Source organism: Psychrobacillus sp. NPDC096426 (assembly GCF_044762745.1).
GTDB lineage: Bacteria > Bacillota > Bacilli > Bacillales_A > Planococcaceae > Psychrobacillus.
This window is the reverse complement of the sequence record NZ_JBIWEX010000043.1, coordinates 1-24,874: the sequence shown is the minus strand read 5'-3', so window position 1 is coordinate 24,874 and position 24,874 is coordinate 1. Positions and strand designations below refer to the sequence as shown.

Annotated in this window: 21 protein-coding genes and 1 pseudogene; 17 read left to right on the top strand and 5 right to left on the bottom strand. The window is 35.2% G+C overall.

Going from position 1 to position 24,874, the window contains the following annotated elements; genetic code table 11:
* Window positions 1-255 precede the first annotated feature (255 nt).
* Window positions 256-1,026, bottom strand: a complete 771-nt coding sequence (locus tag ACIQYS_RS21865) for a class I SAM-dependent methyltransferase (RefSeq protein ID WP_402985061.1) — start codon at window positions 1,024-1,026, stop codon at window positions 256-258.
* Between the two features lie 539 nt (window positions 1,027-1,565).
* Between ACIQYS_RS21865 and ACIQYS_RS21860 the strand changes: the two genes are divergently transcribed.
* The 5 genes from ACIQYS_RS21860 (at window position 1,566) to ACIQYS_RS21840 (ending at window position 6,924) form a co-directional block, all read left to right on the top strand.
* Window positions 1,566-2,738 carry a YheC/YheD family endospore coat-associated protein gene (locus tag ACIQYS_RS21860; protein WP_402985059.1) on the top strand — a complete coding sequence of 391 codons (1,173 nt, stop codon included), beginning with the start codon at window positions 1,566-1,568 and terminating at the stop codon, window positions 2,736-2,738.
* Between the two features lie 361 nt (window positions 2,739-3,099).
* Window positions 3,100-4,245, top strand: a complete 1,146-nt coding sequence (gene ccsB / locus ACIQYS_RS21855; protein WP_402985063.1) for a c-type cytochrome biogenesis protein CcsB — start codon at window positions 3,100-3,102, stop codon at window positions 4,243-4,245.
* A 90-nt stretch (window positions 4,246-4,335) separates the two neighbouring features.
* The gene (locus tag ACIQYS_RS21850; RefSeq protein WP_402985058.1) at window positions 4,336-4,974 is read left to right on the top strand and encodes a CPBP family intramembrane glutamic endopeptidase; all 639 of its coding nucleotides are present in this window, start codon (window positions 4,336-4,338) and stop codon (window positions 4,972-4,974) included.
* A 204-nt stretch (window positions 4,975-5,178) separates the two neighbouring features.
* Window positions 5,179-5,697: a hypothetical protein gene (locus tag ACIQYS_RS21845; protein WP_402985056.1), complete on the top strand. Its 519-nt coding sequence runs from the start codon at window positions 5,179-5,181 to the stop codon at window positions 5,695-5,697.
* 477 nt (window positions 5,698-6,174) lie between these two features.
* Window positions 6,175-6,924: a phosphotransferase gene (locus ACIQYS_RS21840; protein WP_402985055.1), complete on the top strand. Its 750-nt coding sequence runs from the start codon at window positions 6,175-6,177 to the stop codon at window positions 6,922-6,924.
* 106 nt (window positions 6,925-7,030) lie between these two features.
* Here ACIQYS_RS21840 and ACIQYS_RS21835 read toward each other — a convergent pair whose 3' ends face one another.
* Window positions 7,031-7,438, bottom strand: a complete 408-nt coding sequence (locus ACIQYS_RS21835; protein ID WP_402985053.1) for a DUF3888 domain-containing protein — start codon at window positions 7,436-7,438, stop codon at window positions 7,031-7,033.
* 235 nt (window positions 7,439-7,673) lie between these two features.
* Here ACIQYS_RS21835 and ACIQYS_RS21830 point away from each other — a divergent pair, with 235 nt between their 5' ends.
* A complete protein-coding gene (locus ACIQYS_RS21830; RefSeq protein WP_402985051.1) occupies window positions 7,674-8,060 on the top strand; it encodes a hypothetical protein in 387 nt (128 codons plus the stop codon).
* 221 nt (window positions 8,061-8,281) lie between these two features.
* On the opposite strand, the gene pdxR is transcribed toward ACIQYS_RS21830, so the two are convergent.
* Entirely contained in the window at window positions 8,282-9,664 is a 1,383-nt protein-coding gene (gene pdxR, locus ACIQYS_RS21825; RefSeq protein ID WP_402985049.1) for a MocR-like pyridoxine biosynthesis transcription factor PdxR, read from the bottom strand.
* 131 nt (window positions 9,665-9,795) lie between these two features.
* Here pdxR and ACIQYS_RS21820 point away from each other — a divergent pair, with 131 nt between their 5' ends.
* From ACIQYS_RS21820 to ACIQYS_RS21785, 8 genes and pseudogenes are all read left to right on the top strand, one after another.
* On the top strand, window positions 9,796-10,422 hold the full coding sequence (locus ACIQYS_RS21820) for a LysE family translocator (RefSeq protein WP_402985047.1): 627 nt from the start codon (window positions 9,796-9,798) through the stop codon (window positions 10,420-10,422).
* Between the two features lie 76 nt (window positions 10,423-10,498).
* On the top strand, window positions 10,499-11,122 hold the full coding sequence (locus tag ACIQYS_RS21815; protein WP_402985045.1) for an FMN-binding negative transcriptional regulator: 624 nt from the start codon (window positions 10,499-10,501) through the stop codon (window positions 11,120-11,122).
* Between the two features lie 124 nt (window positions 11,123-11,246).
* Entirely contained in the window at window positions 11,247-11,567 is a 321-nt protein-coding gene (locus ACIQYS_RS21810; RefSeq protein WP_402985043.1) for a hypothetical protein, read from the top strand.
* Between the two features lie 267 nt (window positions 11,568-11,834).
* Window positions 11,835-12,716: an aminoglycoside 6-adenylyltransferase gene (locus ACIQYS_RS21805; RefSeq protein WP_402985041.1), complete on the top strand. Its 882-nt coding sequence runs from the start codon at window positions 11,835-11,837 to the stop codon at window positions 12,714-12,716.
* 341 nt (window positions 12,717-13,057) lie between these two features.
* Window positions 13,058-13,861: an alpha/beta fold hydrolase gene (locus ACIQYS_RS21800; protein WP_402985039.1), complete on the top strand. Its 804-nt coding sequence runs from the start codon at window positions 13,058-13,060 to the stop codon at window positions 13,859-13,861.
* 1,005 nt (window positions 13,862-14,866) lie between these two features.
* A pseudogene (locus ACIQYS_RS21795) lies at window positions 14,867-15,711 on the top strand (reverse transcriptase domain-containing protein); the annotation flags it as partial.
* Between the two features lie 553 nt (window positions 15,712-16,264).
* On the top strand, window positions 16,265-17,416 hold the full coding sequence (gene ltrA / locus ACIQYS_RS21790; RefSeq protein WP_402985037.1) for a group II intron reverse transcriptase/maturase: 1,152 nt from the start codon (window positions 16,265-16,267) through the stop codon (window positions 17,414-17,416).
* 209 nt (window positions 17,417-17,625) lie between these two features.
* Complete coding sequence (locus ACIQYS_RS21785; protein ID WP_402985035.1) at window positions 17,626-18,558, top strand: hypothetical protein; 933 nt, start codon at window positions 17,626-17,628, stop codon at window positions 18,556-18,558.
* 650 nt (window positions 18,559-19,208) lie between these two features.
* Here ACIQYS_RS21785 and ACIQYS_RS21780 read toward each other — a convergent pair.
* Together ACIQYS_RS21780 and ACIQYS_RS21775 are read right to left on the bottom strand one after the other, a co-directional pair.
* Window positions 19,209-19,973, bottom strand: coding sequence for a divergent polysaccharide deacetylase family protein (locus tag ACIQYS_RS21780; protein WP_402985033.1), 765 nt, complete (start codon window positions 19,971-19,973; stop codon window positions 19,209-19,211).
* A gap of 97 nt (window positions 19,974-20,070) precedes the next feature.
* A complete protein-coding gene (locus ACIQYS_RS21775) occupies window positions 20,071-20,583 on the bottom strand; it encodes a DUF3231 family protein (protein ID WP_402985031.1) in 513 nt (170 codons plus the stop codon).
* A gap of 1,005 nt (window positions 20,584-21,588) precedes the next feature.
* Between ACIQYS_RS21775 and ACIQYS_RS21770 the strand changes: the two genes are divergently transcribed.
* The 3 genes from ACIQYS_RS21770 (at window position 21,589) to ACIQYS_RS21760 (ending at window position 24,443) form a co-directional block, all read left to right on the top strand.
* Entirely contained in the window at window positions 21,589-21,846 is a 258-nt protein-coding gene (locus tag ACIQYS_RS21770; protein ID WP_402985030.1) for a hypothetical protein, read from the top strand.
* Between the two features lie 72 nt (window positions 21,847-21,918).
* Window positions 21,919-22,692, top strand: a complete 774-nt coding sequence (locus ACIQYS_RS21765; protein WP_402985028.1) for a gluconate 2-dehydrogenase subunit 3 family protein — start codon at window positions 21,919-21,921, stop codon at window positions 22,690-22,692.
* 26 nt (window positions 22,693-22,718) lie between these two features.
* Window positions 22,719-24,443 (top strand): GMC family oxidoreductase, encoded by a 1,725-nt coding sequence (locus tag ACIQYS_RS21760; RefSeq protein ID WP_402985026.1) that lies wholly within the window; start codon window positions 22,719-22,721, stop codon window positions 24,441-24,443.
* Window positions 24,444-24,874 lie beyond the last annotated feature (431 nt).

The following is a 24,874-nucleotide window of genomic DNA, read 5'->3' as shown; positions in this document are numbered from 1 at the left end:
TGCACCGTGGTCGTTGGAGTCAGACTAACGGAAGGGCTCTATGGCACCATAGTTCATCGACCTTCTTCTCCCAGCCGTAGAATCAGTATAGACGGTTTTTCACCATTTTCATTCTCTGTGGTGAAGCGCTGATTTTGCGCTTCATGGATGGCTAACGGGTGCTTTACTTCAAGAAGGAGTAAAGCCCTTTTCCTTATTCAACAAATTGAATCAATTACTTTAATTATTGTTTCTTGGTTGTTCGGCACTAAGGTTTTATGGTTTTGTTGCCTTTAATAAAATAGATTCGCCCAAAAATGATGTGATTTGATAATTATTTACCAGGATGCGAAATTTATTTTTCACCTTCTCAGAAGCCTTTAGTATAAATTCGTTTAAAGCCCCTTTCTCTATGTCGGACAAATGCATCCGTTCACACCAACTCACAAACTCAAACTGTTTTTCAAACCGATGCAATTCTTGTATTTCAAATCCATTTAACTCCAACATTTGGAGCCACTCGGTTTTTTTCCATGCTCGATAATGACTATAGTCTCTCATCTTCTCGACACTATTATAAAATTCATCAAATTCATCGAGCTCAGGGGCAATGTTATCATCCAATAAGAATTGTCCGCCATGCTTTAATACTCTGTAGGATTCACTAATAAAGTCTTCAATGTTTGGAAAGTGATGGGGGGCAATACGGCAAGTAATTACATCAAATGTGTTGTCGGAAAAGGGTAGTTTTTCAGCATCACCTTCAACAAATACAACGTTGGAATGTCCGTTACCTTTTATAAACTGCTCCGCAGCGGATAACATTTCCGGGGTCAAATCCATAGCGGTTACCTTTCGCACAAAAGTGGCGAGGGCATTTGCCATATGTCCCCCTCCTGTCGCTATGTCAAGCACCTCCTCAATTCCCGTTGGAAGAGCCATTTCGACCATTTTGTTCAGGTCCTCTCCTTTACTGTGTCTTTTACTATTTACATATAGTTCTGCACTACGGCTAAATTGCTTTTGAACATCTTTTTTTATATCCATTCTTTCCCTCTCCTCCTTTATTAATTGCTATTTAACTCATTTTACTTTTTATGAACGACCCATACTCTTACTGTAGCTGAAGTGGGGTATAAGTAAATAATGAAATTTTAATGATTAACCATAAGAAATTATTATCAAGCAATTGAGCGGTTGTTATAATAAGTTTGTGATCTTGTATCTAAGAGTTGTTAAAAATAGCATATACGTAGGAAGGAAGTTTCATTTATTGAGAAATTATTTAAATCCACAAGATGCACGTGTTATACGAACTAGGCAACTTATATTAAACGCCTTTGGAGAGCTAATAAGAAAACAAGAGTTTAATTCAATTACGATAAGTGATATTTCAAAAAAATAACAAGGATAAAGGGCAGACTCAACAATCTGCCCTTTATTATGCATTTCAATCGCTTCTATTAAATGTGCAAACTATTTCTAAATTTTTAACACGATAGTCCAAGACCATCCAAGTTTATGACATAACATACTATTAAAGATGCAATCTAGCATTGATTAATCTCAAAGTTGGAGGGGAATATATGAGTTATGGAAATGAAGCTGGCTGCGGTAAAATCTTAATTGGAATGCTGCATCATAGGGCAGATCCCGAGAAAGTAAAGAAGTCCTATGCCTATTCCGTTGTGGCTAAATCTGAAGGTGTGGAGTTTTTTTATTTTACACCAGGTAAAGTTGATATTGAAAACCAAAAAATTACTGGGAAATATTATGAAGATGGTGTGTGGATTGACAAGGAATACCCCTTTCCAGACGTCATTTATAATGCAAGTAGTCCTTTAAGTGAAAAAGGAGAACGAACCGTCGACTATTTATTTGATATAATTCCATTTACAAGTCATTCAATAGGAGATAAATTGAGTGTCTATAACAGGATTAAGAAAGGCGAGGATTTTAAACAATACCTGATTCCTACAATCGAATTATCTAATGTCCAAGATTTACTGGACATGATTAATCTATATCCAAAAATCATTATGAAACCTATTTCTGGACACCAAGGCGAGAGCGTCCTCTTAATTGAAAAAGAAGGTTATAAATTCAAAATCAATGACGCAGGCAAAATCTCAATTTATACGAAAGAAGAGCTGCTAGACTTAGTATTACTTAAAATTCAGGAACAAGCATATATAGTTCAAAGGTTTATTTCATGTCAGATAAAATCAGGCCATGTATCCGACTACCGTTTGCATGTTCAAAAAAATGGAGAAGGCAAATGGGTCATAACATCGATATACCCCCGTATAGGATCTTTTGGAAGCATTACATCAAATTTAGGTAGTGGCGGTTATACTGCTTATTTTAATAGTTTTCTACAAAAAGAGTTTAATGATGACTGGTTCAATGTCAAAAGAACACTTGAGCATTTTTCATTAAGCTTTTCTACCCATTTTGATTCGTTATACGATGGTTTACCACTCGATGAATTAGGAATCGACGTTGGAATCGATGAAAACCAAAAATTGTGGTTATTTGAAGTAAATTGGCGGCCTGGAATCCCAATAATATTTAATAGTGAACTAGACGTAGCAAAAAATACGATTCATTACGCCAAATATTTAGCCCTTAACAACAGGAACTTGTCCTCGAATTGTGGTTTAGAGAAACGTAACTGCCTTTACTATTTGAGAAGGTTGTTTTTTAAAAAAAGAAATGCAAAAGTGGAGAACCAACAGAGCAACTTACACCGAGGGTAAAACTAAATTTGTTAGTAAGATATTAGAGAGAGTTATGAAATAATGTATTTATTGGCCGCCAATATTAATTAATATTTTTTATTATCTTATTCAACTACCGGGTGCTTTACTTCAAGAAGGAGTAAAGCCTTTTTTCTTATTGAACTAACGCAGCAGTTTAGTTGAAGAAGGAATATTATTGAAGGGTAGAACAACAACATTAAAAAGGAGGTGGAGAGCAAATTAGCATCCTTATATTGTAATAAATACAAATTTAGATGTTAGTAACCATTTTTATTAGAGAGTGTTATAATTATATATATTCTGACAACTTATACATGCAATTTAATGAAAAGAGGGTGTTCTATTGACTTCCACTACTATAATGACTCTAAGTAGCAATGCTTTATATATATCTTTTATAATTTATCTAATTGCTATTTTGCCTTTTGGTTTGTCTATTAAATCAAAATCGAATATTTTTGCTTTAACAGGAACAATCTTGACACTGATTGGCTTTGTATTTCAAATTTTCTATTTCATATCAAGGTGGTATGTAATTGGTCATGCACCAGTAAGTAACTTATATGAATTTATGACTTTCTTCGGCATTATGCTTATTGCAAGTTCTCTCATTTTGTACTTCTTATATCGCCAAACCATTATTGGTCTTTTTACTCTACCGGTCGTGCTATTAACTTTAGGCTTTGCAAATACATTTTCGAGTGATGTAACACCTTTAATACCTGCTTTACAAAGTGAGTGGCTAACTATTCATGTGCTAACTGTAGCATTTTCAAGTGCGGTATTATCCATTTCTTTTGTTACCGGTATAATTTATCTTTTAAAAGTAATTGGTCTAGGTGAAAAAAGTGTACGAGCATTCTTTTTAGAAGTAGTTATGTACTTTTTAGTTACAGTATTTGGATTTATTATAATTACAGGCATATTTAGTTCTATGGATTACAAAAAAACAATTTCGTTTGAAGATAGTAACTCAATTCAAGAAACTTTGGAATATAATTTACCAATAATAGTAGTTCCGTCAAATTTAATTGCAGAACAAGAAGGACTTACTGACGTTCCTCTTTGGGTAAATGCCAAAAAACTAAATACTATTGTTTGGTCATTCCTAGTAGGAACAGTACTATATTTAATTATTCGACTTGTTACACGCAAAAGAATCATTTCGCTTTTAAAGCCACTTACAAAGAAAGTGAACACTGGATTAATGGATGAGATTACGTATCGTGCTGTTGTTATTGGATTTCCTTTATTTGCTCTCGGTGGATTAATTTTTGCGATGATTTGGGCACATATAGCGTGGGGAAGATTTTGGGGTTGGGATCCTAAGGAAGTGTGGGCTCTGATAACGTTCCTTTTTTATGCTACATTCCTACATCTTCGAATCAGTAAAAATTGGGTTGGGGAAAAGAGTGCTTGGATGGCAATAGCAGGATTTGGCATTATTGTCTTCAATCAAGTTTTTGTTAATTTAGTTATAGCTGGCCTACATTCTTATGCTTAATAACGTGTAAATAGTTAAATTTTTGTTCAACTAACGTTGGAACTTAGTTCAAGAAAAAAATCTTCAATTAATAAAGTATGAGGGGATATAGTGAAAAAAAACTTTGGGTATGCATTATTGATTTATTTTTGTTCACTGCTCTTATTAGATTTAATGGTTTATATTTTTAATTTAAATACCCGGTTGCTTGAGGTTTTAAGTTACATAATCTTTCCTTTACTATTGATTACGATCATTTATCTATTGAAAGAAGATTTAAAATTAAAAGTATTTGAAAAAGAGAAATCCTCAGTAAAAAAAACTATATTAGTGATATGCATGAGCTTTTTCTTCGCTTTTGCTGGAATAATGATTATCACGTTTGTAAAATCTTTTTTTGACACGCCAAATGAAAATATTACGGCTAATGATATAAATACTTCACCTTATATGTTTATTCCAATAGTACTTTTAGGGCCATTAGTAGAAGAGTTAGTATTCAGAAGGATGATACTTCACGTCTTTTCGAAGAAATTTAATATTTTTATTAGTATTATTTTAACCTCTTTCCTTTTCTCTAGTTGGCATTTCTCTATACTTAGTTTTCCACACCTGTTTTGGATATCAATCGTCTTTTCTTATAGTTATTATCTAACCAATAGATTATCAGTGCCAATTATTCTTCATATCATTTGGAATCTATTACCTATTTTGCTGTTCAATTTTGGATCAATTGTAGGAATCATCTAAGTTTTCGTTATTAAGCTAACGGGTGCTTTACTTCAAGAAGGGGTAAGCCCTTTTTTCTTATGAACCAAAGACGCATTTTAGTTCAATAAGAAGTTTTATTGGAATTGCGTAGAAGTAGTTATAGGACGAAAAATTCTACTAGTTTTTCATTCGATTTATTAAATCAAATTATGAATTAATTCAATGAGAAAGGAGAGTAAAAAATTGAAAAATAGAGCAAAAATATGGGTTATTTTTATATTTAGTATAATACTTCTTACTGCATGTCAACAAGGAACAGAAGAACCTGAAATTAGAATATCCAGTGCTTCTGAACAATTAACCCCTATTTCTTATGGAGATTTGCAAAACGAAGAAAAAGAAGAAATTGAAGAGAGAATCAGGTCTTATATGGTAGGTAAAAAATTTAGTGAGTTACCTTCCATAAGTAATAGCGAAATCATACAAATTGAATCGTTAAACTTTGAAGCAGATGAATTTGAGGTTTATGATTACATTTTAAATGAGAAAGGTTACATTATTTCCGAGTATGATATCGCCCCAGTCATCCTAAGTGTTGGAGAAAATGGAATCGTTGAATTACCATCCCAGCAAACTCATAATTTTGGCACATATGTGGATTATGCAGTAGACGGAAAACTTATACATTGTTTGTTAATTAGAACTAAAATTAATAACAGTAATTTTGCATTCGCTACACTTGTTTTAAGTGATAGTAACTAATTGTCTACGAATCAATTTTAACATGCAAGCTGTTCAACTCCCATGAAAATTAGTTCTTCAAGAAATGAAAAATGACAATACTTAAGAAGACCCCTACTTAATCGTTAAAAAAAAGAGGAGAGCGTAAATAAGTCTATGGATTACGGTTGACTGGATTAAGGTCAGTATCAGTATTGACACTTCCTACCCATTTTCATTCTCTGTGGTGCAGCATTTTTTGTGCTGCATGGATGGCTAACGGATGCTTTAGTTAAGCAAGCGGCTGCCTGTAATGGTAGTTTTTTCTTATTGAACTAACGCAGCAGTTTAGTTGCAGAGGATACATATCTATTGGGAAGGATTTTACTCTATATTTAACGAATAAAACCCAATAGTTAATTTTGGTTTATTGTGGAAATTATGATTTACTATAAGTTAATGATGGACTATAACGGTATTAATGAAGCAGGTTAATTAAAAATATAGGGAGAGAATCCAATGATTTTAGGTAATCCAATAGCAAGAGGAAATACTGCGAAAATTTATCTTTCCGATAACAAAATAGTAAAAGTTTATAACGATTATTTGCCAGATACGGAATCCATAAATGAAGCAAATAAACAAAAATATGCCTACTCATGTGGACTTCCTGTACCTAAGATTTTAGAGGTTACCAAGATAAACGGAGATCAAGCAATCATAATGGAATATGTTAATGGAGAAACATTAGGAGATTTAATGCTAAGAGACAAAGAACAAGCAGAATATTACATGAGCATTTCAGTTGATATGCAACTTCGAATTCATAGCATTATTCCAGATGCAATCGAACCAATGTATGATAAATTACACCGTCAAATTGAGTCTGTAAATACATTAGATAAAAGACAAAAATCTTATTTATTAGAGAAATTGGGATCATTTACATACGAGAATAGGCTCTGTCATGGTGACTTTCATTTATTTAATTTGATTATGACAGATAACAAAGTGGTAGTTATAGATTGGGTTGATTCGAGTGCAGGAGATATTCGTGCTGATATATATCGGACCTATCTTTTATATTCCCAATTTTCGTCTGAATTAGCCGATATGTATTTGCGACTTTATTGTGAAAAGAGTGGACTTTTAAGGTCTGAAGTTTTCCAATGGGCTCCTATCATTGCTGGAGCAAGATTATCTGAAAATGTTTCATCTGAGAATTCAAAGCGACTTATGGAGATTATAAATCACTACTTCCCATTATAATATGACAACAATATGTGCGTACTTTCACTTAAACTAACGCAGCAGGTTAGTTCAATAATCAAAGGAAATAGTGTCTTTATCACAAAGAATTCCTGCACCATCCATACTAGCACCCCTTAGTTATATTAGTTATTTCGTTTGGTTTTAACGTTCTGCTTTTGATATCAATTGCCCGCCACTCTATTCTATTTTTATTACTAAAAGTGATAGTAACCAAATCAAATGGGAAATCGTGAGCACCTTCAAATGTTATTAGCTGCACGGTGACATTAAAATAGGCGGGTTCTACCTTCTTTTCGATTTGGATAATTTTTCCGCAATAATACTGCTTCGGTTTGCCGAAATGTTCTTCGAGTGCTTTGTCGGTGGATAGAAAAAGCAAATCGAGAATCACATCATCACGCAGCTGTATTTCATTTTTAGTTACGGTTTTGGCCTGAACGTGAGAATAAGAAAAAAGAGTCAAGAAGGCAATTGAAACAATAAGTGTGACTAAAGGCAATATTTTTTTCATTTATTATCTCTCCTTTACCGTTAGTTTGTGCAGTATAACCCATTTAATGTGGTTCATCGTAAAGTCAGTTATCTGCTTGTAAATAAATGTACTTAAACTAACGGATGCTTTACTTCAAGAAGGAGTAAAGCCTTTTTTCTTATTGAACTAAAGAAGCAGGTTAGTTCAATAAGGAAATTGGCTATACCGCGTAGAAAGGTTATTTTTAAGCACGTTTACATCGGGGGTAATATAAATGACAAACGATAGATTTGATTATTGGACTGATAAGGATTTTGAATATACTGGCGTTTTAAACTTCTATACACCTTCATTATTTGAAAATAAAAAGGGAAAAGAGTTTATTCTAAGAATTGAAACAAATGAACCAATGACTGAAGATGTTATTGACCTGTTGGCTGGACTTGCTAAGGATTGGACTTGGGGGGAGGATAGATACATTAGGGCATTTAAACTGTTAGATGAAACTTTCAATGGTATGCTTATTTCGTATAGGTTGCAGACAATTAGAAAAAGTAAAAGTCATGATGAAATAAAATACTTTCTGTTTGATGTTGGTGGGTTGTTATATTATAAGGACTTTAAAATTAGTGGCATTACGATAAGAGAAATTTTTAATTAGTTGTCTCTTCAACTACCATGGAAGAACGTAATTTTCTTCTATATACTGTGGTGAAGCAGGGCTTCATGGATGGCTAAAGGGGCAGGTTAGTTGAATAAGAAAAATAAAAAGCATTCTATATTTTGAATGCTTTTTATTATTATGATAATTAGGTAGTGTACTAGAGTTTGTTAATGTGCTGTGTCCAATACAGACTCAGTAAAAGACATAAAGTAATAATATTAGCCTCCCCAAGCCTCTTTTAAAAGCTTTACTCCTTTTTGAATTTCATCAAAGGTAAGATTACTGAATCCAAGTTTAATAATTGCTTCCGCAGAGTGATTTTCTATGAAATAGATGGAGGTAGGATACACTTTAACCCCATAAATGGAAGCACGCTTGATTAACCATTCTTCTGAACGATTTAGATGTACCTTAACTAAAACGTACAAACCAGAATGCTCCCCAATAATGGAAATATGTTGTTTGAATTGTTTCTGTAATTCTGAAACTATACACTGCATTTTTCGCTTATAAACAAGACGCATCCGTTTAATATGACGGTTCCATTCTCCCTCTTGCATAAATTTAACCATTGTAAGCTGGCTAAGAAGGGAAGTAGTACTCTCAAAATACTGAAAATGTTTTATATAAAGTTCTAGAAGAAATTGTGGCAGTACCATATAACTTAGACGAATTCCCGGAAGAAAGGACTTTGAGAAATTCCCTAGGTAAATCACTCTCTTGGAATCGATGGAAGCAAGTGCCGGAAATGGTTGTTGTGTATAGCGAAATTCACTATCATAATCGTCTTCAATAATATATCCTTTTCTCTTGGTAGCCCATTGAATGAGCTTTTGCCTTTGTTGAATGGACATGCTTATACCTATTGGGCTTTGATGGGAAGGCGTCACATAAATTAAGCGTGACATCATATTTTCTAATTGTGAAAACTCAGCACCTGTTTCATCAACTGGTAAAGTTTCAAGTGTAAAACGATGGAATAGAAATGCCTCTTTTGCTCCATCATACCCCGGGTCCTCCAATATTACGCTTGGGAAATCATCCTTTAGGATTTGTCCAAGATTAATTAACATTTGCTGTGTGCTGCTCCCAATGATAATTGCATTTGGATCTGACTTTACCCCTCGAGATTGGAGTAAATAGACAGCAATTTGTTTACGCAAACACATTTCACCAAAAGGATCCCCGTATAGAAAACTCTCCTGTAAGGTTAGTACTGAGTTAGTAATTCTTCTCCAAGCTTTTAGAGGAAAGTTTGTTTGATCTACTGCCCCTGCTTTAAAATCAACGAAAAATGTTGTCACCGGCTCAGTTTGCTTGCTAGGAATAGAAATAACTTCCTCCTGAAATAAATGAGGCTCTAATTCATTAACAAAGTAGCCTTTTCTTCCTTCTCCCCGTATATAGCCTTCAGCCACAAGCTGATCATAAGCCATTAATGTCGTATTGCGACTGACTTGTAAGGAATCAGCCAGTTGACGTATGGAAGGTAATTGTTCGTTTTCCGGTAGGTCCCCATGCTCAATTAATAATTTAAATCGCTCATATATCTGTTTGTATTTAGAAGAGTGATCGTCTAAAGCAAAAATGATATTTTTCATTATAAATCGCCTCTGACATGTCTATTTTATTTAAATTGTACCTTTTTAAATGTCAATTATTATATTACTATGTTGACTAACCGATATCCATAAACTTTAAAAATAATCAGAAAAATATTAGGGGGGATTCGATGTTAAATATTGCTGAGTTGAGTGCATTTATTCTGGTTGTCTTCGGATTGTTTTTAATCCCGGGTCCTGCTGTCTTGTTAATGATTACTCGATCGGCTCATGAGGGAACCAAAACAGGTTTTATAACCGGTCTAGGCATTGCAACAGGTGATTTCATTCATGTGTTATTAGCAGCTGTTGGATTTTCAGCTATTCTTATGACTTCTCCAGCTGCTTTTAATATTTTAAAAATCGCCGGAGCAGCGTATTTGTTATATATGGGTATTCGGGCATTATTGGCAAAAGCATCATCAATAAAAATGCCTGATGTTGTACAGGAGTCATTACTTAAAGTTTACAGGCATGGAATATTGGTAGAAGCCTTGAATCCGAAAACAGCACTTTTCTTTTTAGCTTTATTTCCGCAATTCGTCCATGCAGAGAGCGGTACAATCGTAACGCAATTTATAACTTTAGGAATAATTTTTGTTGTATTAACTGTTATTTATACAACGATTTTAGCCATCTTTACTGGAACAATTGGACAATTAATCAAGCGGGGGACTGGAATAAATAGGTGGGGGCAAAAAGTTTTAGGTCTGCTTTATATCGGTCTAGGCTTGCAAGTATTATTCCTAGGTCCATAATAATTTTTCTGAATATTACAGTAAATTATTCTAAAGGTTTCAGTAAATCATTTTAATATAAAAGGAGAACGCTGTTATGTATATTCCAAAATATTTTAAAGTCACAAATATCAATGAAATTATAGAATTTATGGAGAGTAACTCATTTGCTACAATAGTTACAACTAAAAAAGGGAAACCCATTGCTTCCCACCTTCCATTAGGGCTTCATAAACATGGAGAGGATTATTATTTAACTGGACATATGGCATATGGGAATCCTCAATGGAGAACATTTGAAACAGGTGACGATGTTCTAGTCATATTTCAGGGACCACATGGTTATATTTCTTCATCATGGTACGAGCATGAAAATGTACCCACATGGAATTACCAAGCAGTACATGTATATGGCCAAGCAAGTATATTAGGTGAAGAAGAGTTGAAACAAGATCTTTCAGAGTTGCTAGAGAAGTATGAAAAGCAACGTGAAAACCCAGTATTATGGGATAAGTTATCGCCTCAGCTATTAGAAAGTCAAATAAAAGGGATTGTTGGCTTTAAAATAAAAGTGCAAGAAGTACAAGCGGCTTATAAATTAAGTCAGAATCGAAATGAAGAGGATTATCATAACATTGTTGAAAAATTACAAGAAGAAGAAAATCTAAATTCCCATCAACTGGCAGAAGTGATGGAAAAGAGAAAAAATAAGTGGAATTGAGAGGTTAGTTTGTGAATGTTTTCACTTAAACTAACGAGTGCGTTTAGTTGAACAAGAAGGTATTTTTACGATTGTGTTGAATAAGTAAATACATGTTAATTATTGAACAAAAGGGGTGTGGTTGATGAATAAAGGTTTAATAGTGTTATTTACAGTAGTAATAGAGGCACTTGTAATTTGGTTACTTTCAATTATCTTGAGTTGGGCTTTCATTGATACTATCTTTTTAGGAGGACTCTTTATATTTGGAGGTGCTTGGTTCTATTATTTTGTTATTACTCCAAAAAGTAATGAATATGATGCCACTGTTGAATATAAAAATGTGCAAGATACGGAATCTTTAAAACCATTTCTTTTTATAAAGTCACCCATTACTTGGGGTCTTTCATTATTTTTACTAGGCAGTTTTATCATAACAATTATTGAATATTTCTCTTTAAGTTAAAAACTTCGTTTCAATAGCAGTATCTACTTTAGGGTAACCAATTCATATACGTATCGGTTACCTTTTTTTAAAAAAACTTATGTTTTTACTCTTCTTCAACTAACGTGGTGCTTTAGTTAAACAAGTGGCTGCCTGTAAGGGTAGCATTTCTTATTGAACTAAAGCAGCAGTTTAATTAAAGAAGAAATGTATTGTAATTTAAAGGGAACATCACAGTTTATATAGAATTAAATATTAATCGGAGATCCTTACGAGGAGGAATAACACTTGAGAAACGAAAAAGAGATGTTTGATTTAATAGTAGGCATAGCTCAAAAAGATGAACGTATTCGAGCTGTTTATATGAATGGTTCAAGAACCAATTCTAATGTTCCAAAGGATATTTTCCAAGATTATGATATTGTTTATGTAGTCACAGAAACAGCCTCTTTCATAAAAGATGAGGAATGGATTGATTCTTTTGGAAATTTAATTATGATTCAAGAACCCGATAAAAATGATAAATGTATTGGGTTAGATTTGGATTTTGAAAAGTCTTATGGATATTTAATGCTCTTTACAGATGGTAATCGAATCGACTTACATATCGAAACAAGAGAAGCTATGATTGAAAACTATACGAAGGACAAACTCACGATTCCTTTATTGGATAAGGACAACATTCTTCCTAATATCCCTAAACCTACAGATAAGGATTATTGGGTAAAGAAACCATCAGAACCTCTCTTTATGAATTGTTGTAATGACTTTTGGTGGTGTCTGCAGAACGTTGGAAAAGGAATATGGCGTGATGAGTTGCCCTATGCAAAACAAATGTTTGAGTTGGTAGTAAGAGTTAGATTAGACGAGATGGTTTCTTGGTGGATTGGCATAAAATATGATTTCCAAGTTTCAGCAGGCAAGATGGGTAAGTATTTTAAACAATACCTCCCTGAATACTATTGGGAAATGTATAAAAAAACCTACTCTGACTACAATTATAAGAATTTTTGGATTTCGATATTTGTGGCTTGTGAATTATTTAGAGTGTTAGCAAAAGATGTTGCTGAACAATTATTATTTACATATCCAATGGATGACGATAAAAAAATGAAGGAATTCCTTAAACACATTAGGCAATTACCAGTTGACGCCCATGGTATTTATTAAATAAATATTCAGGTTATTTATAAGAAACTGAGTTTGTAATCTTCAACTCCCATGAAAATTAGTTCTTCAAGAAATAAAAAATGACAATACTTAAGAAGACCCCTACTTAATCGTTTAAAAAAAGAGGAGAGCGTGAATAAGTCTATGGATTACGGTTGACTGGATTAAGGTCAGTATCAGTATTGACACTTCCTACCCATTTTCATTCTCTGTGGTGCAGCATGGATGGCTAACGAGGCAGTTTAGTTGAACAATGAAATTTGTTAAAATTGTAATATATGTATGTGAGGATTAAATGTCCAGTCGATACATCTGGGTACAGGGAAAGGGGAAACAAATACATGTCGATTTATCATAAAGTAATTGGAGAAGGATATCCCATCGTTATGTTGCATGGTTGGACACTTGACCATCAAGTGATGTTACATGCAATGGAACCGTTATTCGAGAAACGAAGCGGATGGAAGAGAATATACATAGACTTACCAGGTATGGGGCATTCCAAGTCACAACCATCTATTCAAAACTCTGATGATATTTTAGAAGCGATATTGCGTCTTTTGGACGAGATTATCCCTGGTCAACCGTTTATTATTTGTGGTAATTCATATGGCGGGTACATTGCCAGAGGCATAGTCCGTTCACGGCAGGACACAGTTCGTGGATTACTGCTGATGGCACCAATGACTATACCTGAATTCTATGAAAGGATAGTACCACAGCAGACCGTTCTAAAAAGAGACAGCAACTTGATATCACATTTGTCACCAGAGGATGCTGATGAATTTTGCTCCATGGGGGTAGTGCAAGGTCAAACTGAATGGGAGAGGTTTCGAAATGAAATTTTACTTCCTTCTAAACAAACAAATTATGAATTCTTAAACAACATTCGTCAAAATGGATATGGCTTTACCTTCGATATTTCATCTAAACTTGAGTATCCCACGCTAATTATCACAGGGCGTCAGGACAATGTAGTCGGATACCAAGATTCGTGGCGGCTAATTGAAGATTACCCAAGAGCAACTTTAGCAGTGCTTGATATGGCTGGTCACAACCTACAAATCGAACAAACCGATGTATTTAACGCATTAGTTCATAACTGGTTAAACAGACTTGAGTTGGAAAATTTCAGACTGGTATAACTGTTCATAAATTTGGGTTCTTTTTGCACTCCCATGAAAATTAGTTCTTCAAGAAATGAAAAATGACAATACTTAAAAAGACCCCTACTTAATCGTTTAAAAATAGAGGAGAGCGTGAATAAGTCTATGGATTACGGTTGACTGGATTAAGGTCAGTATCAGTATTGGCACTTCCTACTCATTTATATTCTCTGTGGTGCAGCATTTTTTTGTGCTGCATGGATGGCTAACGGGTGCTTTAGTTGGTGCGAAATGTTCCTAACTCAAATGGAATGTGGTTTACACAATTTTGGTAAAGGTTAGGCAGTTTTAGGTTTCTAAAACTGAAGGGTTATGTCGAGGAGTCGAATGATGAGGTAACGCTCTGAAAGGCTCCACCTGCGTCGAATAGCACGTTACTTAGTAAGGAATAACGTGTTATAAGCTCGGCTAATAGGCGTGAGAATTTACCGTAACAGTTTGGCTGACGAAATCCTACCCGATGGGGTGGTGTAAATCATGGTGCTTGGTTTGAACAGATAAGGTGAGAATGCAATGTAAATGCAATAAAATACTGTATTGCTGACGAACTTCTGAATGTACGGGTCTATACGCACATTATATAGAAATGTATTTACTACTAAACGTAGGGTTAGCTGTGGATGAGTAAGAATCAACTATATAAAAATCCATCTTGTGTTACAGGCACATGTAATGCTAACAGGCTCATAGGAAGCACCTAAGTTTGTTCTATAATAGATATAACTCAACGTTGTAAGCTGATAACGTGGAGAGCTTACTCTTGGCGAAGCGGTGAAAAGGAAAATAGTCGTGAGACTAGCGATTATATAACTTCTCTTCATATCAGTGAAAGTGGTGGCACAGTACCGTGGAAGCGTGTAATGAACGTGGAGGGATAGCCACTAGACTAATGGAAGATTCATTCACCATGCAAGACAGTTCTTCAACGATTAATAAGGTTCTTGTAAGACTAATAGAGGTTCAGCTCCAAAGGGAGCCACCGACTTGTTAAAACGAAAGAAACTGAGACACAACGAGTATTATGATATGCAATATTGTTTTGATTCTTTATATGCTCAAAGTGTTAATGGTCAAAATTTTTATGAATTACTTGATCTAATGCAATCGGATGAAAATATTCGATTAGCTTATCGCAATATTAAACGAAATACTGGTAGTAAAACCGCTGGATATGATGAATTAACGATTGAAGATATAAAACATCTTCCTGTATTGGAGGTCGTATCGAAGATACGACAAATGTTTGAATATTATAATCCGCAAGCAGTTCGACGGGTCTATATCCCAAAGGCAAATGGTAAAACGCGACCTTTAGGTATTCCGACGATTTGGGATAGGTTGTTCCAACAGTGTATCTTACAAGTGCTTGAGCCGATTTGCGAGGCGAGATTTTACAAACATAGCTATGGTTTTAGACCAAACCGCAATACGCATCATGCGAAAGCTAGGTTTGAAACGCTCGTTAATCGAGCGTGTTTATATCATTGTGTAGATGTCGACATAAAAGGTTTTTTTGACAATGTAGACATGCCAAATTATTAAAACAAATGTGGTCACTGGGCATTCGAGATAAGGCACTGTTATCCATTATTTCACGTCTTTTAAAGGCAGAAATCATTGGGGAAGGTTTTCCAACGAAAGGCACACCCCAAGGGGGTATTTTGTCACCACTTTTATCTAATATTGTTCTAAATGAATTAGATTGGTGGGTCAGTAATCAATGGGAAAGTCTTGAAACAAATAAGTCCTACCAATCACGCACGGGTAGATATAACGCCTTGAAACAGACCGAATTGAAACACTGCTATATTGTGAGATATGCGGATGACTGTGTGCCACGAAAGCAAACGAAGTGTGCTTGAAAAGTATACTTTGTAAGCTATGCTGCACTTAAGATGAGAGAAGGCCTCTCGCAATCGCTATACAGGTAGAGATTGCAAACCGCCCTAAGGTGCTGTAGTCAAAAGCTATGGTATTGAGCGTTAGGGGAAAAGGCAGAGCATGACTCTGTCAGGTATGTATTAAGGAGACGAAAACCATTGAACCGCTGATGAAGTATCGAAAGCGTAGAGATGTCATCAAAACTGAGGGGGAGTCGTTAACTCAGGATAAGTTCGGAGGAAACCTGTTTACTGTCCGTTCGGTGTCCGGTATAAAGGCGGCGTGAACTTAATACAGGCTTTTGTGTGGAACGTGGGAACCTACGACATGGATGTTAAGGGAGAGATTTCAAGTGGAAGCCCCACAAGAATCAGAGTACCAATGCCATGTATAGGGGCGGAATAACTCGTAGTAGCAATGAAATCCCCTAACGGAGATGGAGCGAAGGGGTTATATTATTCAGTTTTATATACAAGTCAACCAACAAACTGGGAGGAACTTATGCATAAAACAAAGCCGTATGTTATATCTAAAAACGTAGTATATGAAGCTTTTCTAAGAGTTAAAGCAAACAAAGGGTCAGCAGGAATTGATGAGCAATCCATAGCAGAGTTTGAAGAAAATCTCAAAGATAATCTGTATAAAATATGGAACCGAATGTCATCTGGCAGTTATTTTCCTCCAGCTGTTAAAGCGGTAGAAATACCAAAGAAAGCTGGGGGGACAAGAACACTTGGAATTCCAACTGTTTCGGACAGGATTGCACAAATGACAGTGAAATTATATTTTGAACCTTCGGTAGAGCCATTCTTTCATGAAGATTCCTATGGATATAGACCGAAGAAAAGTGCCATTCAAGCGTTAGACATCACTCGGAAAAGATGCTGGAAGTACAATTGGGTACTTGAATTCGATATCAAAGGTTTATTCGATAATATAGACCATGATTTGTTAATGAGAGCGGTAGAAAAGCATACAAATGTCGAGTGGATAAAGGTATACATCAAAAGATGGTTAAAAGCACCGTTTCTAACGAGGGAAGGAATAAAAGAACGTACCTCTGGCACACCGCAAGGTGGAGTCATCAGTCCGGTACTAGCGAATTTATTTCTTCATTATACGTTTGATAAATGGATGGCAATCAATCATCCTAACAATCCATTTGCTAGATATGCAGATGACGCAGTCATCCACTGCAAGACAGAGGATGAAGCAAAGAAGTTGCTTGAATCCCTTAACAAGAGAATGAATATATGTAAACTTGAACTTCATCCAACTAAAACCAAAATTATTTATTGTAGGGATGCAGATAGAAAAGAAGAACATGAAAATATATCGTTTGATTTTTTAGGGTATACGTTCAGACCGAGACGGTCGAAGAACAGATGGGGAAAATACTTTGTAAATTTCACTCCTGCTATCAGCAATAAATCTAAGAAATCAATTCGGCAAAAAGTAAGAGGTTGGAAACTGCAATTGAAGGCAAATAAGGAACTCTTTGACTTATCCATGATGTTTAACTCTGCTGTTCAAGGATGGATTAATTACTACGGGAAGTTCTACAAATCCGAAATGTATTCTAGTTTAAGGCATATTAATAAAGCCTTAATCATGTGGGCAAGAAAGAAATATAAAAAAGCTTGCTCGTCATAAGAAAAAGGCGGAACATTTTATGGGTAAGATTGCAATTCAGAATCCTAAGCTCTTCAAACATTGGGAACTAGGAATAAAGCCTACGGCTGAATAATGGGAGCCGGATGAGCTGAGAGGTTCACGTCCGGTTCTGAGAGGGGCTACTGGGGAGGATCCAGTGGTCTACTTGCCTCAAAATCCTTTGTCGTACTCGCTCACAAGCGATTAAAATGCATTATGCAGTGAAAGATTTTCTTCAAACAAGACTTCGTCTTGAGATTAGTGAGGAAAAATCGAAAGTGGTAAATCTAAAGAAAAACTCATCAGAGTTTCTCGGCTTTCGTCTAAAAGCACACCTGAAAAGAACAAAAAGAAGAACGCTATATGTTGTTCGCTCACATATGACAAAGAAAGCAATTGAAAATGCACAAACAAAGCTAAAACAATCAGTAAAAGCAATACAAAAACATCAATCAGTAGAAAACGTTTGGCAATTTAATATGGTAATAATGGGCATTCAAAATTATTACTCCGCAGCGTCACATATCACGAAAGACTTAAATGAGCTGAGCAATCGTCTTAATAAAGTATTAAACAATCGTTTAAAAGAAATGAGAACAGAAGCAACGTTTCAGAACTTCACTAAATCCTTACAGAAAAGATATAACGGATATGAATGCAAGCTCTATAAAATAAAAGAAATGGTGCTTGTCCCAATTCATGCCCAACGTTGTAAGGTGAATCTAAACTTTTCTCAAACAATCTGTAACTATACTACCGTAGGTAGAGAGAAGGTTCATCAAAGCTTACGAGCGATTAATAAACAAACGTTTACTTACGTGATGAAACAATTTATACCGAGCCGTTCCATTGAATACAATGACAATCGAATTAGTAGATTTATTGCACAATATGGAAAATGTGCCGTTACAGGAATTGAATTAAGCCCGAACGATTGGCATTGTCATCATAAAACACCGTACCATCTCACAAAAGATGATTCATACGGGAATTTAACGATATTGCACGAGTCTGTTCACCGCCTCATTCATATGAAAAATCATGAGAAAATAGAAGTGCTCTTAAATGCACTAAAATTAGATACAAAGCAACTTCAAAAGCTTAATAAATTGCGTGTGCAATGTCTGAACGAAACAATCTGATTCAATATTACATCTTGCATATACATAAAAATTGAATGAATTAGATTAGTTGGAACGCCGTATGCTGGGAAACTCGCCCGTACGGTGTGAAGTGGGGGAAAAGCTAGCGATAACTTCAAAAGCTTACCTATCACTATAATAAGAAACAGTTGAAGATGAATATAAAATAGGCTAGATTCCACTGAAATTGGAATCTAGCCCATATAATTAAACCCACCAGCACCTTTTGTTTCCACACTCTGCACATTAAGAGTGTGGAAACAATCCTTATTATATTTATGGAATAAACCATGAAAAAACATAGGAAAGTTCAGCTAATCGATGTCTTTTTACCTCATAAATAACTTCGGAACCCTACCACAAGTAAGATGACAGAATATTCATTCTTCAACAATCGGGCTCTATTGTTTAAGATCAAGGTAGAAAATGATCAAACTTTTTTATAAAACTGAAACTTAAATAATGCTAAAGAAGAATCCATTTTATCAATCTTTTTTTCAAAATGGATTCTTCTTATTTACCGTAAAATACGGGTTTGTAAGGTGTTTTTAATCAAACTTTCAAAGCAACATCGAGAGCGAAAAAGTACCTTATTAGCAGATCGCAAAGGAATTAAGCGTCAGTAAACCTACTCTTATTAAGTCGGTTCTTTATTCAATCAATTTATATTCTGGAATTAATTCTGACAGTGAAACAATGTTCGCCTTTTTTTCGTATATGGGAATATATTCTTTTAAAACATTAACCATTATTGATCCAGAAACCCCCACATGACCAATGGCAACTAGCTGTTCATTTTCGGTTAATTTCCCCGCCAGTTTTTTGGCTTGTTCTGTAATATGTTGGGTTGTATATATACTATCAAAAAAGTAATTGTTTTCCAAAAAAGAGACGTCCATTTCGTTAGCCAGTTTACTGACGACACTTTTTCCCGTCGTCTTGCTATCGAGGTAAAAAAGCCCGTTCTCCTTACACACCTCGAGAACAATTTTCATCACTCTTTCATCCTCTGTTGCTTTTGATCCCATATGATGATTCATTCCGACAGCGTGAGGTACATCTTTAACTGCAGCCTCTACACGCTTACGTATTTCCTTATCGCTTAAATCTGTAGTAATTGCGCCTGGACCAAGCCAACTTTTCTTCCCTTTTTTCGGCTCCATTGGTAAATGAATAATAACTTCATGCCCATATTGGCTAGCGAGCTCCGCATCTTCTTTCGTTGATGGCATAAAGGGCATAATTGCAACGGTCAGCTTTACCGGAAGCTTAATCATCTCCTCCGTTCCTTTCATATTATTACCTAAATCATCAATAACTATGGCTAAATCACTCTTGGGTGAAGAAAGAGGTTCAGCAAACACTGGCTGAGATAAAGAAAAAAGAAGAAAGACACTGCTAACCCATATTTTCATCTCATCACTCCTCATTTTTTATTAGAATTTCCCATTGTTCTCTAAATAATTACAGTAAGTGATAAGGGCATTCAAATATAGAATGCCCAATGAATTATTACTCTTTATCTGGTGAATTTAAGTGTAGTGGTGGTGGAACAAGCCAACCCTTCTCCTTGTTTAGTCGCAATAGTTTTGCACCTAATTGTGCTTTGTTCAAATGGAATTGGCCGTACATCATAGCAATATCTTCTCTTATGCATTGTCCCATTGCCTGACTACAAGCGACTAAACCAGCCGCGCTATCCAGCGAGAGAGCAGCACTGATTTCAGGATCGTTAAATCGTGCGCCAACAGGTATGTCTTCTAGATTTGCAACTGGACGCTCTGGTGGTGCGGGTGGTAGTCCTATACCATCCATTTTTAATATTCCTTCAATCTGTTTATTTTCGTCTTTCATACATTGAATCGATTCATCAATAATCTTTTCTAGATCTTTATCTCCAGTGTGATTAGCGAAGGTTTGATATGCAGCTATTAACCCGTTGTTTGTAGCTAGATTAGTCCATAATGCAAATACTTCACCGTAATGTAACGGATTGTCCTTTGAATTACCATTTAAAATTCCCATAATTGAACTCCTTATCATCAATAATATTTTTTCAAACAACACTATTATGCGTGAGAGTAAGAAAAGTATTCATTTTCGGGTTGTAAACAATAATTAATGTACAGCCATCGATAAAGCGACGTTATCAAAAAAAGACCTTTTTCAAGGTCTAGTTAGTCTTATTTCACTATTCACATATTCGCGGATGATAAGTAACTCAATTATATCTTGAGATGAATATGAATGAGGGGAATGATCAGGAATAAGATCATTAAACTGCCTAACTAAGTCATTAAGGGTTTCCACATAAAATTCGTTTATTGTTAATTCAAATTTAATCATATTTTTCTCCTTTTTTAGAAGCATAACCCATTACAGATAGTGTACATGTAATTATTCAAGAGTAAAAAGCATAACCTAGATTGGCAAAATCAATAGAGCTTCCTAAGGACTGCTTTCGGTTCTGTGTAAAGTTATTATTAGCAAATGAATTTAGAATTATACTTCACAGTTCGTAGATAATGTGTAGTAAAAGAGAAGGTGCTTATTCAACTAACTGGTGCTTTAGTTAAATATTCGCTTTCCGAAATAATCAATATTATTACTGCGTATTTTAAAGTTAAACCCATAACATTGGGTTACTAACTATAATGTAAATGGACAACCTCTTCTAAACTTCACTGTAAATTTCCAATTTCCTTTAAAGGTTTTGTTTAAGAAAATCGCCCTTTTATACAAAAAAAGTGCAGATCCAAACTCTGAAAATGCGACCTTTAATGGAATAACCACATATGGTCTCAGTCATTAAGAATAACTAATTCTTTTTCTTTTAAGACAATCCTTATAACAATTAATTTGATGGACATGAAATAGTTAATGATTATATTCTCATAATTTTTATGTGTACAAATAATAAAAGAATGTAGTAAAATGAGGGATGTTATTTTGCATGCAAAAAGAGTGATTCTGTATGCAAAACTATCTTTTTTAAATAGTTTGAATTATTGACGAGAAAGGAGAATAAGTATGACACAATACAATTTAGAAGAATTGAGGATGCTCAATCAAGTGCTACTTGCCCTTTTTATCGTAGCTGATTTTGCCCTTTTACTCTTTTTTTATAATAGTCCATTCCCTTGGTTTGCACTATTAGGTTCTGGAATTGGTTTAGCCATCATTGCTGTTTGTTGGACAGGAAGAAAATATACTATTTTTATAGCTTCATTACTTGTTTTTTCAGTTCTTCATACGATTGTTTATAATTGGGGCTCTATTGTGCATTAAATAAGGAAATATTTGTACATTTTTTATTTAACTAGTTAAATAGAAATTATTAAATTTTTAGGAGGTTTTATTATGTCAGAACAAGAAAAGAAAAACTCCGTTTTAGACAAACGTTCGTCTAGACGTACGTTTATCAAAAATTCTGGTTTGACAGTAGGTGGAGTTGTCTTAGGTGGAGCTTTAGGAAGTCTTCTAATAAAAGATGATAAATCAACAACAACTACTACAGAAACTCAGAATCACGCAGCAACGACTACTGCTAATCCAAATGTAGCTCTAATGTTCTTCACACCCAACCAATATCAAGTTACTCAAGCAGCAGTGGAACGTATTTTCCCTGAAGATGCAAATGGCCCTGGTGCCAAAGAACTTAATGCTGCTATTTATATTGATCACCAATTGGCTAGTCCATGGGGTTCTAACGTAAAAGATTACCGTTTAGGTGCATTTTATAAAGCAGAAGAAAACCAAGGTCCACAAACGAAAATTCTTCGTAAAGATTTATTTCTAGCTGGTTTAGATAGCTTAAACACGTATAGTAACGAACAATATGAAGCTGACTTTAAAGAGTTAGAAGCTACTCAACAAGATGAAGTTCTACTTGCTTTTAGTGAAGGTAAAGTTGAATTATACGGAAAAGTTTCTTCTTCTCAATTTTTCAGTTTACTACGCACATTAACTATTGAGGGTGTATATGCAGACCCAATGTATGGTGGCAATAATGAAATGCTAGGCTGGAGTATGCGTAAGTATCCAGGATCTCGTATGCAATACGTGGTTGAAATACAAGATGAGAAATTCATCGCACTTGAACCACAAAGCTTAAATTCTCATATGGGACATTAATAATAATAGAAGGGACTGACATATAAATGGTTACAAAATTACCTAAAGTACCTGTCGTAGTAGTAGGGATGGGTTGGGCTGGTGGAATCGTCTCAGCTGAACTAACAAAAGCAGGAATAAGTGTTGTTGGATTAGAACGCGGTAAAGATCGGACAACAGCTGATTATACAATGGGACATGATGAACTTCGTTACCAACATCGTCAAGAATTAATGCAGGATCTTTCTAAGGAAACTATTACATATAGAAATACAGTATCGGGTAAAGCTTTACCGATGCGTCACTACGGTACATTCATAGTAGGTGACGGAGTTGGTGGGGCAGGTAGTCACTGGAATGGACAAACTTATCGTTTCTTACCTTATGACTTCGAAATTCGTACAAAAACAATCGAGCGTTACGGAATTGAAAAAATCCCTGCTTGGATGGAAGGTCTTAACGACTGGGGTATAACTTATGATGAAATGGAACCATACTACGATACATTCGAAAAAATGGCTGGTATTTCAGGTGAAACAGTAGAACTATGGGGGAAACGGACTAATCCATACCCAACGCCTCCTTTAGTGAAAACACCATTAATGAAAGAATTTGAAAGAGCAGCAACAAATTTAGGATACAAATCTTTCGTTATTCCTGCAGCAAACCTTTCTGAAGCATATACAAATCCAGATGGCATCTCTCGTGCAGCATGTCAATACTGTGCATATTGTGAAAATTTCGGATGTGAATATGGAGCTAAAGGTGACCCTGCTGTAACAGTAATTCCGGTTGCAAAACAAACAGGTAAGCTAGAACTTCGTACACATTCTAATGTTTTAGAATTAACTAAAAATGGGGGTAAAGCAAACGGCGTTATTTATGTTGATATGTTAACTGGAGAAAAATTTGAGCAACCTGCAGATGTAGTTGTAGTTGCAAGTTATGTATTCAACAATTCTCGTTTACTTCTAAACTCAGGTATCGGTACTCCTTACGATCCAAAAACAGGTAAAGGGACAATCGGTAAAAACTACTGTTACCAAATTACTGCTGGAGGTTCTCAACTATTCTTCGAGGACAAAGAGTTTAACTTATATGGTGGTGCTGGTGCATTAGGTATTGAGATAGCTGAATATATGGGGGATAATTTTGACCATGCTGAAGTAGACTTCATACACGGTGCTGGCATTCGTTCAACACAATATGGTGACCGTCCAATTGCAGTAAACCGTGTGCCAGCTGGAACACCAAACTGGGGTGCTGAGTTTAAAGAAAAATCTATTAAATATGCTAACTCAAACTTCCCTGTAAAAACGCAAGGTGCTTCTTTACCACATAAAGAAAATTACCTAGATCTTGACCCAGAATTTAAAGACGAATACGGATATCCATTATTACGTATGACATATGAATATACAGATAATGACCGTGCGATGGGTAAATACATGTCAACTATCACGCGTAAAATTGCAGAAGAAATTGGTGCAGATATTATTGATACAAATGAAGAACAAGCTCCATTCAACGTAAACAAAGATTCCAACACACATAACACAGGTGGTGTTATTATGGGTGCTGACCCAGCAACCTCTGCTCTAAACTCATACCTACAAATGTGGGAAGCTGAAAACGTATTTGTTGTCGGGGCATCTGCATTCCCACATAATAGTTGTTTCAATCCAACTGGCACACTTGGTGCACTTTCGTATCGTGCATCTGAAGGTATTCAAAAATACCTAAAAGAAGGCGGAATATTAGTTAAAGCATAATGACAATGACAACTAGTTATTCTATAAAAGAGCTCTTGACCCGCATTTAATTTGCGGTCAGGTGCTTTTTTTTAGAATAAAAAAGTATATAGCTTTTCTACAAAATAATGTCTAGCGCGAGGAGCTGCTTCCTCGCAATTCCTCGTTATCCAGCTTTAGCAGACACTTGGATTATTAGGGACAATAATAAGAAAAAATGCCATTATAAAAGTAACGCATCTTTTCATTAGTTCAATAACTCATTTTAGTGTTCCTTAAAATTTTTTCTTTTCAACTAAACTGCTTCTTTAGTTCAATAAGAAAAAAGGCTTTACTCCTTCTGGAAGTAAAGCACCCGTTAGCCATCCATGAAGCGCAAAATCAGCGCTTCACCACAGAGAATGAAAATGTGAAAAACGGGTATAGGATACTACGGCTGGGAGAAGAAGGTC

Excerpts from the sequence above, each read along its gene's own strand:
- ACIQYS_RS21775 (WP_402985031.1), bottom strand. The coding sequence starts at position 20,583 with ATGGGAATTTTAAATGGTAATTCAAAGGACAATCCGTTACATTACGGT.
- ACIQYS_RS21780 (WP_402985033.1), bottom strand. The coding sequence starts at position 19,973 with ATGAAAATATGGGTTAGCAGTGTCTTTCTTCTTTTTTCTTTATCTCAG.
- ACIQYS_RS21785 (WP_402985035.1), top strand. The coding sequence starts at position 17,626 with ATGCATTATGCAGTGAAAGATTTTCTTCAAACAAGACTTCGTCTTGAG.
- ACIQYS_RS21840 (WP_402985055.1), top strand. The coding sequence starts at position 6,175 with ATGATTTTAGGTAATCCAATAGCAAGAGGAAATACTGCGAAAATTTAT.
- ltrA (WP_402985037.1), top strand. The coding sequence starts at position 16,265 with ATGCATAAAACAAAGCCGTATGTTATATCTAAAAACGTAGTATATGAA.
- ACIQYS_RS21810 (WP_402985043.1), top strand. The coding sequence starts at position 11,247 with ATGAATAAAGGTTTAATAGTGTTATTTACAGTAGTAATAGAGGCACTT.
- ACIQYS_RS21835 (WP_402985053.1), bottom strand. The coding sequence starts at position 7,438 with ATGAAAAAAATATTGCCTTTAGTCACACTTATTGTTTCAATTGCCTTC.
- ACIQYS_RS21765 (WP_402985028.1), top strand. The coding sequence starts at position 21,919 with ATGTCAGAACAAGAAAAGAAAAACTCCGTTTTAGACAAACGTTCGTCT.
- ACIQYS_RS21770 (WP_402985030.1), top strand. The coding sequence starts at position 21,589 with ATGACACAATACAATTTAGAAGAATTGAGGATGCTCAATCAAGTGCTA.
- ACIQYS_RS21815 (WP_402985045.1), top strand. The coding sequence starts at position 10,499 with ATGTATATTCCAAAATATTTTAAAGTCACAAATATCAATGAAATTATA.
- ACIQYS_RS21800 (WP_402985039.1), top strand. The coding sequence starts at position 13,058 with ATGTCGATTTATCATAAAGTAATTGGAGAAGGATATCCCATCGTTATG.
- ACIQYS_RS21865 (WP_402985061.1), bottom strand. The coding sequence starts at position 1,026 with ATGGATATAAAAAAAGATGTTCAAAAGCAATTTAGCCGTAGTGCAGAA.
- ACIQYS_RS21760 (WP_402985026.1), top strand. The coding sequence starts at position 22,719 with ATGGTTACAAAATTACCTAAAGTACCTGTCGTAGTAGTAGGGATGGGT.
- ACIQYS_RS21860 (WP_402985059.1), top strand. The coding sequence starts at position 1,566 with ATGAGTTATGGAAATGAAGCTGGCTGCGGTAAAATCTTAATTGGAATG.
- pdxR (WP_402985049.1), bottom strand. The coding sequence starts at position 9,664 with ATGAAAAATATCATTTTTGCTTTAGACGATCACTCTTCTAAATACAAA.
- ACIQYS_RS21830 (WP_402985051.1), top strand. The coding sequence starts at position 7,674 with ATGACAAACGATAGATTTGATTATTGGACTGATAAGGATTTTGAATAT.
- ACIQYS_RS21820 (WP_402985047.1), top strand. The coding sequence starts at position 9,796 with ATGTTAAATATTGCTGAGTTGAGTGCATTTATTCTGGTTGTCTTCGGA.